The sequence below is a fragment of the Leifsonia sp. NPDC058230 genome (genome assembly GCF_042882245.1).
In the GTDB taxonomy this organism is placed as follows: domain Bacteria; phylum Actinomycetota; class Actinomycetes; order Actinomycetales; family Microbacteriaceae; genus Leifsonia.
The window spans coordinates 391,297-404,179 of the sequence record NZ_JBHVWM010000001.1 but is presented as its reverse complement, the minus strand read 5'-3'; the positions used below and the strand labels follow the sequence as shown (position 1 = coordinate 404,179).

The following is a 12,883-nucleotide window of genomic DNA, read 5'->3' as shown; positions in this document are numbered from 1 at the left end:
GTCACGGACGAACGCTGATGATCGTCTTCCCGTTGCGTCGTCCGGTCGGGTTGAGGGCGGCCACAGCGTCGTCGAGACTCGCGACGGTGCCGATGTTCGTCCGCAGCCGACCATCCCGAATCCGTTGGACGATCTCGACCAGTTGAGCGGGAACGGATTCGACGACGAAGTCGACCGCCCGCCCCTCCTCGGGCCGCGCGTCGGCCAGTCCGGTCACGGTCACGAGCGTTCCTCCCGCCCGGATCATGCCCGCGGACCGCTCCTGGATGCCGCCCCCGATGACGTCGAAGACCAGATCGACCCCGCCGACGTCTTCGAGGGTGTCGTTGTCGAGGTCGACGAACTCGTGCGCACCGAAGTCGAGTGCCTTCTGACGGTCGGCGGCACGTCCCGTACCGATGACATAGGCGCCCGCCTCGCGCGCGAGCTGGGTGACCATCGTCCCGACCGCGCCGGCCGCACCATGCGCGAGGACGGTCTGTCCCGACCTCAGACGGCCGTGATCGAACAACCCCTGCCAGGCCGTGAGGCCCGAGATCGGCAGGCTCGCGCCCACCGTGAAATCGACATCGCCCGGCAGCGGCGCGAGATTGCGCGACTCGATCGCCACATACTCGGCCAGGGTGCCGTTGCGGTGCCAGTCCGAGATTCCGAATACCCGCTGCCCGATGGACAGCCCGGTGGTGCCGTAGCCGAGGGCGGTGACCACCCCGGCCACCTCGTGTCCGAGGATCGACGGCGCTCTGTTCTGGCCGGCTCGATCGGTCCACGTTGACGGCCAGTCGACCTCGGTCGGAACGAATCCGGATGCGTGGACCTCGACGATGACATCGTTGATCGCCGATCGCGGCTCAGGACGTTCCACCAGCTTCATCCCTGCCGTTCCCGCGGCCTGATCCGTCACCACAATCGCCTTCATGAGGCACCTCCCTGTATCGAATCTCGTGTGATCACATCCTAAACACGAATTGGACGCGAAAGTCCAGACGTGGACGAGATGCGAGCTTTGGCGAATGATGGCGGATCATCTAATCTGGACTAAATCGTCCGGGCGGACCAGGCCAGCGATGCCACACGCTTCAGCGAGTTCCTCGCAGAAGACTTCATCGTGCAGACGCCGGGTGTCACCCGGAATCGCGACGAGTACCTCGAGTACATCGCCAAGCCACGCCCCTTCAAGGACCTCGCTCTGATCGAGTCCAGGATCCGGGTGCTCGGCGATGTCGCGCTGATCCACGGCCGCGCCAGATACACCCTGCTCAGTGACGGCTCGGTGCAGGAGGCTCTGTTCACGGACGCGTATCAGAAGCGCGACGGCGTCTGGGTCTGCATCTCAGCCTGCGCGATCGCTCCCGGCGCCTGACCGAACCCGGACTGGGCTCAGCGAACCGAGAGGCTCTCGATATAGGCGAGCGCCATGTCGATTGACGTTGCCATCGGTGCGACATCGCGTTCAGTCTGAGCCAGCATGTACCCACCCTGGAGGGCGCCCATGAGTCCGGTCGCGAGCTGGTCGATCGACACCTCGGGAGCAAGCGCACCGTTGTCCTGAAGCCTGCGCAACACGCCTGTCAGCAGTCCCTGCCATTCGGTGAAGAGCGCCGACAGCGCCTGGCGCGCGACCTCGTCGTGATCGGCGACCTCGGTGGCGAGGGATCCGAGCGCGCAACCGTAAGCGCCATGCCGCAGGGCGTTGTTCTGCACGAGCGCATCCCGCCAGCGTCGCAGTCCCGCGAACGTCGAGACGTGGCCGAGAGCATCGCGTTCACGTTGGATGACACGCTCGCCCATGAGGTCGATGACGGCGCGCACCACCGCGTCCTTGCCCGCGAAGTGATGGTACAACTGCGACTTGCTCACGCCACTCGCCGCAACCACGTCATCGAGCGTGGTGGACCCGACCCCCTGCACGTACATCAGGTCGGCAGCTGCCGTGACGATCCTCGCCCGCGTCAGCGCACCACGCGCCGTCAGGCGCCTGCCCGTGGTCGAGTCGGCGATCGTCATCACGAGTTCATGTTACTTGCGAGGCGGTCGCCCCCGACTGACGGCCGTCGCTCTCGAGGCGCTGAACGTCCCAGTAGAGGCACTGGACGAGGTCGTGGGCGGGGCAGTGGGCCGCCTCGCCTCCCTCTCTCACTGTCGCAACGCGCTCGAACTCGCTGCGCGCCTTGGAGAGCAGCAGTGCGAATTCCTCTTCTCTGACCTCGCATCCGGCAACAGCGAGCCACTCCGTGAGGAGGGGTTCGACGTCTTCGCTGTAGAGCCGCGACTCCGACCAGACACGTTGCACGATCCCGGCGATCTGATCTGCACGCGGCGCCGGGCCGGCACCGTCCATGACAGGAAAGGTCTGTCGAGCCTTGGGCTTCTTGCTTGTCATGTCGGTATCCCCGATCCGTAAAACTGGACGATCTAGTCCAGAATAGACTAGTTCTCCTACGGGCCGCAGCGGTCGCGCGGTCAGAACTCGCGCCGCACGTCGGCAATGTCCCATGCTTCACGTTGAAGCCACTCTTCAAGCTCGTGGCCACGACGCATCCAGGTGTCCTGATCGGCACTTGAGGACCACCCCGAAGTGATATTCAGATGATGTTCCCGAAAGGATGTCCATTGCAGGAGTTCGTCTTGAAGTTCCTTGCTCAGACCTAACGTCTCTGCGTCGATCTCGCCGCCGACGACCCCCCAGACGGGCCAGCCAACACCCCATTCCACAAGTAGCCTGATGTCCAAAAGGCGCCCGGCCCGGTGTCGCGCCGCACGCTCGATGACACTCTCAGGGGTCGTCCACTCAGGCACTAGCAGCTCGATCTGGGTTACCGGATCGACAACCCAGGAAATCTCTGCCATGACTAAAACCATAATCATGATGCCGAGTCTGCCGACGCCCACCGCCGCGCAACGGGCTGGCGCTGCGATCAGGTATCGCTCGATGACTCCAGGCTCGCCGAGATGCGGTTGTACGACTTCGTGATGTGATCGAGCATCGCCTTCTCGGCCGCCGCCCCGTCGCCCCGGCGCAGCGCTTCGAGAACGGCCTCGTGCTCGCCTGAGGTCTCGTCGACGACGCCGTGCTTGAAGTAGATGCGGTACTGGTGCATGTGCGACCGGAGGCGCGCGATCGCATCCGAGAGCAGCAGATTGCCCGAGTGCTCGGCGATGATGCGGTGGAAGGCCGCGTCCTGGTCGGCGAACTCCTTGTAGTCCTTGTACCGGTCCTCGCCGGCCCGGGCCGCGGCACCACTGCGGTGCATTGCGTTGCAGACCTCTTCCAGCTCGTTGAGGGTGTCGGGGGTGAGCTCGCCGACCGCATTGCGGGTGGCGTACGGCTCCATCAGGAGTCGCATCTCGAAGAGCTGCCGCAGCCCCTCGCTGTCGAGAACGGGTGCCGCGGTGTAGCCCTTGAGCGCCTGCTTGATCACGAGGCCCTCCGATTCGAGCCGGGCCAAAGCCTCGCGCACGGGGGTGGGCGAGACGTTCAGCTGGCGGGCGATGCCGTCGATGCTGGCGCGGCTGCCAGGCTCGATCACCTGATCCATGAGCAGAGCGAGCACCGCGTCATAGACGTCGTCGGCGAGCGCCCTGCGAGCGGGAAGGAAGCGTGCGCCGTCTGCTGGTTCGATACTCATGAGGAAATAGTAGGTCTAGTCAGGGAAACGAAAGGAAAGAGGGTACCGGGTAGAGGATTCCATCACGGGCCCTCCGTCGACAGTCGCGCGATCAGCCCGGCGTCCTCGAGTTCGCGCCAGAGATCGTCAGGGACCGGAACATCGCCGAGCCCCGCATTGCGAGTGATCTGCGCGGCCGAATCGGCGCCGAGCACGACCGTGGATACCGACGGGTGCCGCCGCGGAAACTGCACGGCGAGCTGCGGGACGGTCGCACCGTATCCGGCGGCGATGTCCGCGATCCGCTCCGTGCGGGCTATGAGTTCCAGCGGTGCCCTGCCGTAGTCGTACGTCGCTTCGGCGGGTGGCCGCTCCGTCGCCAGGATGCCCGAGTTGAACACCGCGGCGACGGCCACCGACACTCCCCTGGCGGCGGCGGCCGGAAGCAGATCCCGCTCTGCGCCCTGGTCGAGCAGGGTGTACCTGCCGGCGCACATCACGATGTCGAGGTCGGTCTGCTCCACGAACCGCGTGAGCATCGCCGACTGGTTCATGCCCGCACCGTACGACCTGATCACCCCCTGCGACCGCAGCTCCTCGAGCGCGGGAAAGGCGCCGTCGAGAGCTTCGCGCTCGTGCTCGTCGGGATCGTGCACGAGCAGCACGTCGATGCGGTCGAGTCCGAGCCGGGTGAGGCTGTCCTCGACCGAGCGGAGAACACCGTCGCGAGAGAAGTCGAACCGGCGGCGGCGGGTCGTGGACACATCGAACAGGTTGTCGATGTCCGTATCGCCGGGGCGGTAGTCCGGATTAGGCTCGATCAGCCTCCCGACCTTCGTCGACAGCACGTATTCCTCGCGCGGCATGTTGCGCAGTGAGCCGCCGAGACGCTCCTCCGCGAGACCCAGCCCGTAGTGGGGGGCGACGTCGAAGTATTGAACGCCGGCGTCCCAGGCGGCGGGCACGCATCCGGGCCACACGTCGGCCGGCATCGCCCGGTACAGATTGCCGAGCGCGGCGACACCGTAGCCGATCGGCCCGACGGTGAGGCCCGCACGGCCGTAGGCTCTGAGCTCGTCCACACTGTTCGTATCGGTCACAGCACCGTCCTTTGAGTGGTCGTTGTGAGCAAGCCTATCCCAAGCAATGCTATTGCCTATAGGATAAGGCCGGGGATGCATCCCACAATCCATTCGACGAAGAAGGAGACTCTCGCACGTGGCCATGTTCAAAGACGACCCCGTCCGCCCCGAGAACTACCAGCGCTTCGAGCGCGACGTCCCGCAATGGTTCACCGACGCCAAGCTCGGCATCTTCGTGCACTGGGGACCATACTCGGTTCCCGCCTGGGCCGAACCGATCGGCGAGCTCGGCACCATCGAGACGCGGTACTGGTTCAAGCACAACCCGTATGCCGAGTGGTACTTCAACACGATCCGCATCGAGGACAGCCCCGCGGCGCAGCATCAGCGCGACGCGTTCGGCGGCGCCCCGTACGACGACTTCATCGACCAGTGGGATCCGAGCGAGTTCGATCCCGACGAGTTCATCGCCCTGGTCAAGAGCACCGGGGCCGGCTATTTCGTGCCCACCACCAAGCACCACGACGGGGTGACCCTCTGGGACGCACCCGGATCCGACGGGCGCAACACCGTCGCCCGCGGCCCCCGGCGCGACCTGGTCGGCGCATTCGAGAAGGCGACCCGGGATGCGGGACTCCGGTTCGGCGTCTACTACTCCGGCGGCCTCGACTGGAACTTCTCCAAGCTGCCCGCCATTATTGACGACGCCCAGGAATTCGGTCGCCCGGTCGACGCGGCGTACGCCGAGTACGCGTACAAGCACGTCGACGACCTGCTCGACCGCTACGCCCCCGACATCCTCTGGGGCGACATCGAGTGGCCCGATGCGGGCAAACCGTCCGGACCGTTCAGCATGGAGAACCTGTTCGACAAGTTCTACGCGCAGACGCCCGACGGCGTCTCCAACGACCGCTGGGGCGAGACGCACTGGGACATCCGCACGAGCGAGTACCAGAACGGGCTCAGCGTCGAGAGCGGCGGAGGCTGGGAGAACTGCCGGGGCATCGGCTTCTCGTTCGGCCACAACACCCTCGAAGACGAGACCCACCTGCTCAGCGGGCCGGATGCGGTCAAGACGTTCGTCGACATCGTCTCCCGCGGCGGCAACCTCCTGCTCAATGTGGGACTCACCGCGTCGGGGACGGTTCCCGAGCTGCAGCGCCGGACCCTCGAGCACCTGGCAGCGTGGAACGCCGTGAACGGGGAGGCGGTGTTCGGGTCGACGACGCTGGACGCATCCATCGCCGCTCCGTCCACCACCGACGACGCCCCCTGGCTGCGCTGGACGCGCACCGGCGACACGGCCAATGCGTTCATCACTGCGAGCGGCGAGGTCTCCCTCGATGGCGTCTCGGACGCGGTTCTCGCCAGCACCGCCCGCCTGGCCGACGGCACTCCGGTCGCCGCCGACCGCGACGGCGACGTCGTCCGCCTGACGCTGCCGGCCCCGGAGGTCGCCGGACCCACCCTCGTCCGGTTCGAGCTGAAGGCCTGACCCGTGACGGTCGACGCTCACCTGCACCTCTGGGACCTGGATCGGGTCTCCTACCCCTGGCTCACCGAAGCCCTGGGGCCGATCCACCGCACCTTCTCGTTCGACGAGGCGCGGCCCCAGCTGGAGCAGGCGGGCGTCGACCGCGTCGTCCTCGTGCAGGCGACGAACTCCGCCGAAGATTCCGAAGCGATGTTCGCGGTGGCCGAGAACGAGGACCGGGTGGCCGGTGTCGTCGCCTGGATCGACCTGCTCGACCCGCGGAGGGCGGCCGCGGCGCTCGACGAGTGGGCAGCGCATCCGTCATTCGTGGGCGTACGCCACCTCATCCACGACGAGTCGGACCCCGACTGGCTGGCACAGGATGCCGTTCGCACGTCGCTCGCGCTGCTCGCCGACCGAGGGCTCGCCTTCGACGTGATCGGCGTTCTCCCCCGGCACCTCGAGCACGCGCTCGCACTTGCAGCCGAGCTGCCATCGCTGCGGCTGGTGATCGACCACCTCGGCACACCTCCCGTCGGAGCGGCCGACCCGGAGCCGTGGTGGACGCTGACGTCACGGCTGGCCGCGCATCCGAACGTCTTCGCCAAGCTCTCGGGGCTCACGACGCTGGGCCCATCCGGGCAGGCGGATGCGCAGAGCCTGCGACCCTTCGTCGATCACGCCCTCGACGTATTCGGCCCCGAGCGCGTGATGTTCGGCGGCGACTGGCCGGTCTCGACCCTCGCCGGCACGTACGCGGAGACCTGGGAGACCGCGAACGAGCTCGTCCATGGGCTCTCCGCGACAGAGCGCGCGAGCGTGTTCGGCGGAGCGAGCAGCTCCGCCTACCGCCTGAGCTGACCCGGACGATCCCTGCGAAGATGGGTGCATGCCCATCCTGAACAAGGACATGCAGGTCTGCATGTCCCTGGCCGCCCGTCCCAGCAACATCGGAACCCGGTTCCACAACTTCCTCTACGACGAGCTCGGCCTCAACTTCATCTACAAGGCCTTCACGACGACCGACCTCGAAGGCGCCGTGCGCGGCATCCGGGCGCTCGGCATCCGTGGATGCTCGGTGTCGATGCCGTTCAAGGAGGCGATCATCCCGCTCGTCGACGTGATGGAGCCGTCTGCGCTGGCGATCGAATCGGTCAATACCGTCGTCAACGACGATGGCGTGCTGACCGCGTCGAACACCGACTACGAAGCGGTCGCCGGGCTGCTCGCCGAACGCGAGGTCGACCCCGGCCAGCGCGTTCTGCTGCGCGGTTCCGGCGGCATGGCCAAGGCGGTCGTCGCCGCTTTCCGCGGTGCCGGCTTCGACGATCTCACGATCGTCGCTCGCAACGCCGAGGCCGGAGCGGCGCTGGCAGAGCGCTACGACTACGGCTGGGTCGCCGAAGACCCTGCACCCGACTTCGATCTCATCGTCAATGTGACCCCGCTCGGGATGCGCGGCGACAGCGAGTCGGCCCTCTCGTTCAGCCCCGAGCACATCGACCGCGCCTCGACTGTCTTCGACGTCGTCGCGTTCCCCTCCGAGACGCCGCTGATCGCAGCCGGGCGAGCGGCAGGCAAACACCTGCTCACCGGAGCCGAGGTGATCGCCCTGCAGGCGGCGCGCCAGTTCGAGCGCTACACGGGGGTCCCCCTCACCGCCGACCAGGTCGCGCGCGCGTCGGAGTTCTCGCGGGCGGAGTAGGTGGCGACCGAATAGCCGGCGACGTCACGGCTGCGTGTACTCTGAGCGGCAACTCCGTGGAAGGGAGCCCAGCGATGGGAATCGGCAGTGGCATCTTCATTTTCGTGGTCGGCCTGATCCTCGCCTTCGCCCTGAACGTTCAGGTGGCATGGATCGACCTGAAGCTCGTGGGCTACATCCTCATGGGCGCCGGCTTCGTGGTGTTCGTGATCTCTCTCATCCTGACGCTCCGGCGGCGCTCGTCGACCGTGACCACGCGCCGCGGCGTCGACCCCGCCACCGGTCAGCAGATCGACGAGCGCCGTCAAAGCGACGATCTCTGACACCCGCCGAACTCCCACATCCGCTCGGTAGAATGACCGGATGTCCGATGACCTGCTCGCCCTGGAGAACCAGGTGTGTTTCGGCCTCGCTGTCGCGGCGCGCAGCGTCATCGCGCTCTACCGTCCGGTGCTCGAACCGCTCTCGCTCACGCATCCCCAGTACCTGGTGATGCTGGCGCTCTGGGAACGCTCCCCGCGCTCGGTGAAAGATCTGAGCGAGGCGCTCCAGCTGGAGCCGGCGACGCTCTCACCGCTGCTGAAACGCCTCGAGGTTACCGGCTACCTCGAACGCAAGCGGAGCTCGAGCGATGAACGCCTGCTCGAAGTCACGCTGACGGATGCGGGGCGAGCGCTCCGAGCGGAGGCCGAGCGCATCCCGCACCAGATCGTCGATCGCCTCGGCCTGCCTGTGTCGGATCTGGAGAATCTGCGGGAGAGCCTGCACGCGATCATCGGTGCCGCCCTGCGAACCCCCTGAGGCGGTTACGCCGCGGCGCGGGGCTCCGACGGTGCGTCCGTCGGGCAGATCAGCCGGGTGGCGTCACGCTGGCCACCGGGGCGCGCGACTGTGTGCGCCGTCATCGGCTGGCCGCAGATCGGGCACGGTGCGCCGGCCGAGCGCACATCGGGGCCCTCGGGATGTCCGGCTCCCAGCTGTGCTGGTCCGGCCACGCGGATGAGGGACCGATTCGCTCGCCCATACCAATCCATGAACCGTCCGGCCATCGTCATACTCCGTTTCGCTTCGCCCCAATTCATTAGGGCACTAACTAATAGTGTACTCTCCCGGAGGGGTTGACCATGCCCCGAAGGTGAAGGTTTACCCTGAATCCGGAGGTCAGGATGCGCATCGGCGAACTCGCCCAGCGGGCCGGCGTCACGGTCAAAGCCGTGCGCTACTACGAGAGCCTCGGCCTGGTGGTCCCCGACCGGCTGCCGAACGGCTACCGGGAGTACGGCGACGAGCACCTGCGCGCCGTGGCCGAGATCCGACAGCTCGCCGGCGTCGGCATCGCGCCCAGCCGGGCGACCCCGTTCATCGAGTGCCTCGACACCGGGCACGAGCACAGCGACGAGTGCCCCGGATCCCTGGCCGCCTACCGCAACGGCATCGCCGAACTCGACCAGGCCATCGCCGCTTTGAGCTCTCGCCGCGCCCTGCTGGCTCGCCGTCTCGAAGAGAGTGCCTCCCGTGGCTTCGAGGGCGCTGCCGCGACGCCGACGCCCGACTACACCTCCCTGCCGTCCGACCTCCCCCGGCCACACGACGACGGGGCGGCCGACCACCTGAACGGCCTGCCGGTGCCGGCGCTCACCCTGCCGACGTCTCATGGCGACCGAATCGACCTCGCGACCCTCGGGCCCGGCCGGACGATCGTCTACCTCTATCCGCTCACCGGCCGTCCCGGCGTCGACCTGCCCGACGGGTGGGATGCGATCCCCGGTGCCCGCGGATGCTCGACCGAGGCCTGCGACTTCCGCGACCACTACGACAACCTCCGATCGGCCGGAGTCGAGACCGTCTACGGGCTCTCGAGCCAGACCTCCGACTACCAGAGCGAGGTCGTCGAGCGGCTCCAGCTCCCGTTCGCGATGATCTCCGATCCGCAGCACGAGCTCGCCGACGCGCTGAGGCTCCCGACGTTCGAGGCTGGTGGGATGCGCCTCTACAGCCGGCTGACCCTGGTCGTGCGGGACGGCCGGATCGAGCACACCTTCTACCCGATCTTCCCGCCGAACACGCACGCCCAGCAGGTGCTGAGCTGGCTCGCCGATCATCCCCTCGCCGGGCGAAGGAATCATCCCGTCGTATGACCCCGTCCCGCCCCTCGGCCGATGCCGCTGGCCGTCCGCGCCGATTGACTGGAACGGTCGGCCACCGAGGGGAGAACCACCATGACGACACTGAGCCACCACCTCCCGGCGACGGGATCGGTTCCGACCGTCGAGCGAGCGCAGGGGGCGCTCACGACCGTCGCGGCGAACGCCTACCTCCGGCTGTTCGCTGTCGTCATGGTCATCGCGGCCGGCGCGGCGGCTCTCATTCTGGCGATCGCGCTTCTGCTCGACCTGGTCGTGCCGATCGTGTTCGCCAATGAGATCCACGCGCTGGCCGCACTCTTCCCGCAGACCGCCGGCTAGCGACGGCCCTGGCGCTCAGTCGCGCCGGTGCCTAGAGTCGTTCATCGGGAGGTCATCATGGGGAGGATCATCTATTCGGCCATCGCTTCGGCCGACGGGTACACCGCGGATGCGAGCGGCAGCTTCGAGTGGGCCTTCCCGGGCCTGGAGGTGCACGCCTTCGTCAACGACCTGGAGCGCAGCGTCGGAACCTACCTCTACGGGCGCCGGATGTACGAGACGATGCACGTATGGCAGAACCTTCCCGAGGGGCCGGACGATCCCGCCGTGGAGGCCGAATACGCGGAGATCTGGCGCGGCGCGGACAAGGTCGTGTACTCAACGACCCTCGCCGACGTCTGGACGCCGCGCACCCGCATCCTGCGCCGGTTCGAGCCGGATGAGGTACGAACACTCGCTGCGTCGTCGGACCGCGACGTGAGCGTCGGCGGCCCGACCCTGGCCGCCGAGGCCTTCCGCGCCGGGCTCGTCGACGAGGTGCAGCTCTTCCTCGTGCCGATCTCCGTCGGCGGCGGAACCCCGGCGTTCCCGCGCGACCACGTGGTGTCTCTCGAACTGCTCGACGAGAAGCGCTTCGAGAGCGGCGCAGTGTTCCTCCGGTACCGGGTCGGGTAGTCCTGGACGGAACCTCCGAGATCTCTCACGTTCGGAATGCGCGACGCACTTACAAGCGTTGTCGCCAGCATGACAAACGTAGGAATCATCGGTGCCGGCCACATCGGACAAGCTCTGGCCCGTCAGTTCATCAACCACGGATACACGGTCACGATCGCGAACTCGCGCGGACCCGAGACCCTCGCTGCGCTGGTCAGCGAGCTCGGCCCGAACGCGACGGCCGCGACGGCCGCCGACGCGGCAGCCGCAGGCGACTTCGCCGTGGTCACCGTTCCGTTGAAGAACTACCGCGACATCCCGGTCGAGCCCCTCGCAGGCAAGATCGTGATCGACACGAACAACTACTATTTCGAGCGCGACGGCCACTTCCCGGAGCTCGACGAGGGCAAGGCCACGGTCTCCGGACTTCTGCAGGAGCACCTGCCGACGTCGAAGGTCGCGAAGGGCTTCAACCACATCGCCTCCCCCGAGATCGCCACCGACGGCAAGCCGGCAGGCACCCCCGACCGCCGTGCGCTCGCGACCGCGAGCGACTTCGACGAGGCGTCCGCCCTGGTCACCTCGATCTACGACCAGTTCGGCTTCGACACCGTGAACATCGGCCCGCTCGCCGACAGCTGGCGCGTGGAGCGCGACCGCCCCGCGTACGTGGTGCGCCAGAACCGCGAGGAACTGGAAGCGAACCTCGCGAAGGCTCCGCGCACCATCTAGTCTCTGCGCGTAAGGGTCGATGCAGGCGGTCGGCCCTACCGCGCGAGGCGGAACAGCTGTGGCGCCGGTCCCGCATCCGTCGCCAGGTCGGCGAGGATGCGGCCGACCGTCGGCGTGAACTTGAAGCCGTGACCGCTGAAACCAGCGCCGACCACGATCGGTCCGACCCGGTCGAGGACGAAGTTCTCGTCCGAGGTGCTCGTATACGTGCACGAGATCGGGTCGAACCGGTCGGGATCCGCCCCCGGCAACCACTCCTCGACATACCGACGGAGGTCGTCCAGCTGCTGCGGTTCGGGCAAGAAGTCGCGCCGGTCGGGATCGACCTCTGGACCGGCGCCGTGCCAGCCCGCCTTGACGCCGAGCCCTGGGGTGTACATCCCGTAGATCGGCGACCGCCAGTAACCGTAGCGAGGATCCGCGCGGTCATAGGAATGGTTGAAACCGGGCCACGTCGTCGCGGCGGCCGCTGAAGCCGCGGCGGATGCATCGCGAAGAGCGAAGTGGGCCGGCTGTTCTTGCGTCACCCGGAGTCTCGGGAGCCGAACAGTGCGCCCGAGCAGCTTCTCGGTCCACGCTCCGGCCGTGACGACGGCCCGCCGGGCATGGACGACGCCCGACTCCGTCGTGACACGCACGCGCCGATCGCCACTCGAGGCGATGTCGGTGACGCGCACGCCGTGCCGGACGTCCGCTCCCAGAGCCGCCGCGGCCGCCTGCAATGCCGCGACCGCCGCATCCGCATCGAGCCGTCCCGAATCGGGCGAGTAGAGGACGCGGCCGTCGAACCGGATGCCCGGCCACCGTTCGGACGCCGCCTCCGGCGAGAGGAAGGCGGCGCTCAAGCCGACGCGCTCGAGCGCCGCAGCGACCCTGTCGAACTCCGGATTGGGACCGTGATTCACGATTCCCACCTGAGTGAGGAGCAGCTGCCCGGTCTGGTGCTCGAGCTCCCGCCAGAGGCGCAGCGCTTCGGCGAGCATCTCCGCGTAGACCGGGTCGGAGTACGCAGTGTTGAAGTTGCGCGACCGACCGTGCGACGCACCGAAAACATGGCCCACCTCGAAACGCTCGAGCAGCAGCACCGAGCGTCCACGACGTGCGAGCTGCCAGGCGGCCGCCGACCCCATTGCGCCGCCGCCGATGACGACGATGTCGACGTCACCGCTGACGTCGTTCGATGGGTCGCTCATCCGTCTCCCTCTGATGCTCCCCTCTACTCT

At 67.3% G+C, this 12,883-nt stretch carries 17 protein-coding genes; 10 read left to right on the top strand and 7 right to left on the bottom strand.

Translation table 11 applies throughout. From position 1 onward, the window contains the following. Nucleotide 1 precedes the first annotated feature (1 nt). Complete coding sequence (locus tag ACFVV0_RS02095) at nucleotides 2–919, bottom strand: NADP-dependent oxidoreductase (RefSeq protein WP_387057571.1); 918 nt, start codon at nucleotides 917–919, stop codon at nucleotides 2–4. Nucleotides 920–1,042: 123 nt separating this feature from the next. Here ACFVV0_RS02095 and ACFVV0_RS02090 point away from each other — a divergent pair, with 123 nt between their 5' ends. Beyond that, nucleotides 1,043–1,363 carry a nuclear transport factor 2 family protein gene (locus ACFVV0_RS02090; RefSeq protein ID WP_387059431.1) on the top strand — a complete coding sequence of 107 codons (321 nt, stop codon included), beginning with the start codon at nucleotides 1,043–1,045 and terminating at the stop codon, nucleotides 1,361–1,363. Between the two features lie 17 nt (nucleotides 1,364–1,380). On the opposite strand, the gene ACFVV0_RS02085 is transcribed toward ACFVV0_RS02090, so the two are convergent. The 5 genes from ACFVV0_RS02085 to ACFVV0_RS02065 all read right to left on the bottom strand — a co-directional run bounded on the left by ACFVV0_RS02085 (nucleotide 1,381) and on the right by ACFVV0_RS02065 (nucleotide 4,708). Further along, nucleotides 1,381–2,007: a TetR/AcrR family transcriptional regulator gene (locus ACFVV0_RS02085; protein ID WP_387059428.1), complete on the bottom strand. Its 627-nt coding sequence runs from the start codon at nucleotides 2,005–2,007 to the stop codon at nucleotides 1,381–1,383. A 7-nt stretch (nucleotides 2,008–2,014) separates the two neighbouring features. Beyond that, nucleotides 2,015–2,383, bottom strand: a complete 369-nt coding sequence (locus ACFVV0_RS02080) for a hypothetical protein (protein WP_387057569.1) — start codon at nucleotides 2,381–2,383, stop codon at nucleotides 2,015–2,017. 80 nt (nucleotides 2,384–2,463) lie between these two features. After that, nucleotides 2,464–2,850 carry a hypothetical protein gene (locus ACFVV0_RS02075; protein ID WP_387057567.1) on the bottom strand — a complete coding sequence of 129 codons (387 nt, stop codon included), beginning with the start codon at nucleotides 2,848–2,850 and terminating at the stop codon, nucleotides 2,464–2,466. Between the two features lie 68 nt (nucleotides 2,851–2,918). Then, nucleotides 2,919–3,629: a GntR family transcriptional regulator gene (locus tag ACFVV0_RS02070; protein ID WP_387057565.1), complete on the bottom strand. Its 711-nt coding sequence runs from the start codon at nucleotides 3,627–3,629 to the stop codon at nucleotides 2,919–2,921. Nucleotides 3,630–3,691: 62 nt separating this feature from the next. Further along, on the bottom strand, nucleotides 3,692–4,708 hold the full coding sequence (locus ACFVV0_RS02065; RefSeq protein ID WP_387057563.1) for an aldo/keto reductase: 1,017 nt from the start codon (nucleotides 4,706–4,708) through the stop codon (nucleotides 3,692–3,694). Between the two features lie 124 nt (nucleotides 4,709–4,832). On the opposite strand from ACFVV0_RS02065, the gene ACFVV0_RS02060 reads away from it, so the two are divergent. The 9 genes from ACFVV0_RS02060 (at nucleotide 4,833) to ACFVV0_RS02020 (ending at nucleotide 11,660) form a co-directional block, all read left to right on the top strand. Next, nucleotides 4,833–6,185, top strand: a complete 1,353-nt coding sequence (locus ACFVV0_RS02060; RefSeq protein ID WP_387059425.1) for an alpha-L-fucosidase — start codon at nucleotides 4,833–4,835, stop codon at nucleotides 6,183–6,185. Nucleotides 6,186–6,188: 3 nt separating this feature from the next. Next, nucleotides 6,189–7,025: an amidohydrolase family protein gene (locus ACFVV0_RS02055; RefSeq protein ID WP_387057561.1), complete on the top strand. Its 837-nt coding sequence runs from the start codon at nucleotides 6,189–6,191 to the stop codon at nucleotides 7,023–7,025. A 28-nt stretch (nucleotides 7,026–7,053) separates the two neighbouring features. After that, complete coding sequence (locus ACFVV0_RS02050) at nucleotides 7,054–7,869, top strand: shikimate 5-dehydrogenase (RefSeq protein WP_387057559.1); 816 nt, start codon at nucleotides 7,054–7,056, stop codon at nucleotides 7,867–7,869. Nucleotides 7,870–7,943: 74 nt separating this feature from the next. Next, complete coding sequence (locus ACFVV0_RS02045; RefSeq protein WP_387057557.1) at nucleotides 7,944–8,192, top strand: DUF6458 family protein; 249 nt, start codon at nucleotides 7,944–7,946, stop codon at nucleotides 8,190–8,192. 40 nt (nucleotides 8,193–8,232) lie between these two features. Next, a complete protein-coding gene (locus tag ACFVV0_RS02040; RefSeq protein ID WP_387057555.1) occupies nucleotides 8,233–8,670 on the top strand; it encodes a MarR family winged helix-turn-helix transcriptional regulator in 438 nt (145 codons plus the stop codon). Between the two features lie 365 nt (nucleotides 8,671–9,035). Next, nucleotides 9,036–10,007, top strand: a complete 972-nt coding sequence (locus tag ACFVV0_RS02035; protein ID WP_387057553.1) for a MerR family DNA-binding transcriptional regulator — start codon at nucleotides 9,036–9,038, stop codon at nucleotides 10,005–10,007. Between the two features lie 81 nt (nucleotides 10,008–10,088). Further along, entirely contained in the window at nucleotides 10,089–10,334 is a 246-nt protein-coding gene (locus ACFVV0_RS02030; protein WP_387057550.1) for a hypothetical protein, read from the top strand. A gap of 57 nt (nucleotides 10,335–10,391) precedes the next feature. Beyond that, entirely contained in the window at nucleotides 10,392–10,949 is a 558-nt protein-coding gene (locus tag ACFVV0_RS02025; RefSeq protein WP_387057548.1) for a dihydrofolate reductase family protein, read from the top strand. A 69-nt stretch (nucleotides 10,950–11,018) separates the two neighbouring features. Continuing rightward, entirely contained in the window at nucleotides 11,019–11,660 is a 642-nt protein-coding gene (locus ACFVV0_RS02020; protein ID WP_387057546.1) for an NADPH-dependent F420 reductase, read from the top strand. Nucleotides 11,661–11,695: 35 nt separating this feature from the next. Here ACFVV0_RS02020 and ACFVV0_RS02015 read toward each other — a convergent pair whose 3' ends face one another. Continuing rightward, entirely contained in the window at nucleotides 11,696–12,853 is a 1,158-nt protein-coding gene (locus ACFVV0_RS02015; protein WP_387057544.1) for an FAD-dependent oxidoreductase, read from the bottom strand. Nucleotides 12,854–12,883: the final 30 nt, after the last annotated feature.

Coding starts and splice junctions, on each gene's coding strand:
- ACFVV0_RS02020 (WP_387057546.1), top strand. CDS start 11,019: ATGACAAACGTAGGAATCATCGGTGCCGGCCACATCGGACAAGCTCTG.
- ACFVV0_RS02035 (WP_387057553.1), top strand. CDS start 9,036: ATGCGCATCGGCGAACTCGCCCAGCGGGCCGGCGTCACGGTCAAAGCC.
- ACFVV0_RS02025 (WP_387057548.1), top strand. CDS start 10,392: ATGGGGAGGATCATCTATTCGGCCATCGCTTCGGCCGACGGGTACACC.
- ACFVV0_RS02050 (WP_387057559.1), top strand. CDS start 7,054: ATGCCCATCCTGAACAAGGACATGCAGGTCTGCATGTCCCTGGCCGCC.
- ACFVV0_RS02080 (WP_387057569.1), bottom strand. CDS start 2,383: ATGACAAGCAAGAAGCCCAAGGCTCGACAGACCTTTCCTGTCATGGAC.
- ACFVV0_RS02045 (WP_387057557.1), top strand. CDS start 7,944: ATGGGAATCGGCAGTGGCATCTTCATTTTCGTGGTCGGCCTGATCCTC.
- ACFVV0_RS02095 (WP_387057571.1), bottom strand. CDS start 919: ATGAAGGCGATTGTGGTGACGGATCAGGCCGCGGGAACGGCAGGGATG.
- ACFVV0_RS02030 (WP_387057550.1), top strand. CDS start 10,089: ATGACGACACTGAGCCACCACCTCCCGGCGACGGGATCGGTTCCGACC.
- ACFVV0_RS02040 (WP_387057555.1), top strand. CDS start 8,233: ATGTCCGATGACCTGCTCGCCCTGGAGAACCAGGTGTGTTTCGGCCTC.
- ACFVV0_RS02075 (WP_387057567.1), bottom strand. CDS start 2,850: ATGGCAGAGATTTCCTGGGTTGTCGATCCGGTAACCCAGATCGAGCTG.
- ACFVV0_RS02070 (WP_387057565.1), bottom strand. CDS start 3,629: ATGAGTATCGAACCAGCAGACGGCGCACGCTTCCTTCCCGCTCGCAGG.
- ACFVV0_RS02060 (WP_387059425.1), top strand. CDS start 4,833: ATGTTCAAAGACGACCCCGTCCGCCCCGAGAACTACCAGCGCTTCGAG.
- ACFVV0_RS02085 (WP_387059428.1), bottom strand. CDS start 2,007: ATGACGATCGCCGACTCGACCACGGGCAGGCGCCTGACGGCGCGTGGT.
- ACFVV0_RS02015 (WP_387057544.1), bottom strand. CDS start 12,853: ATGAGCGACCCATCGAACGACGTCAGCGGTGACGTCGACATCGTCGTC.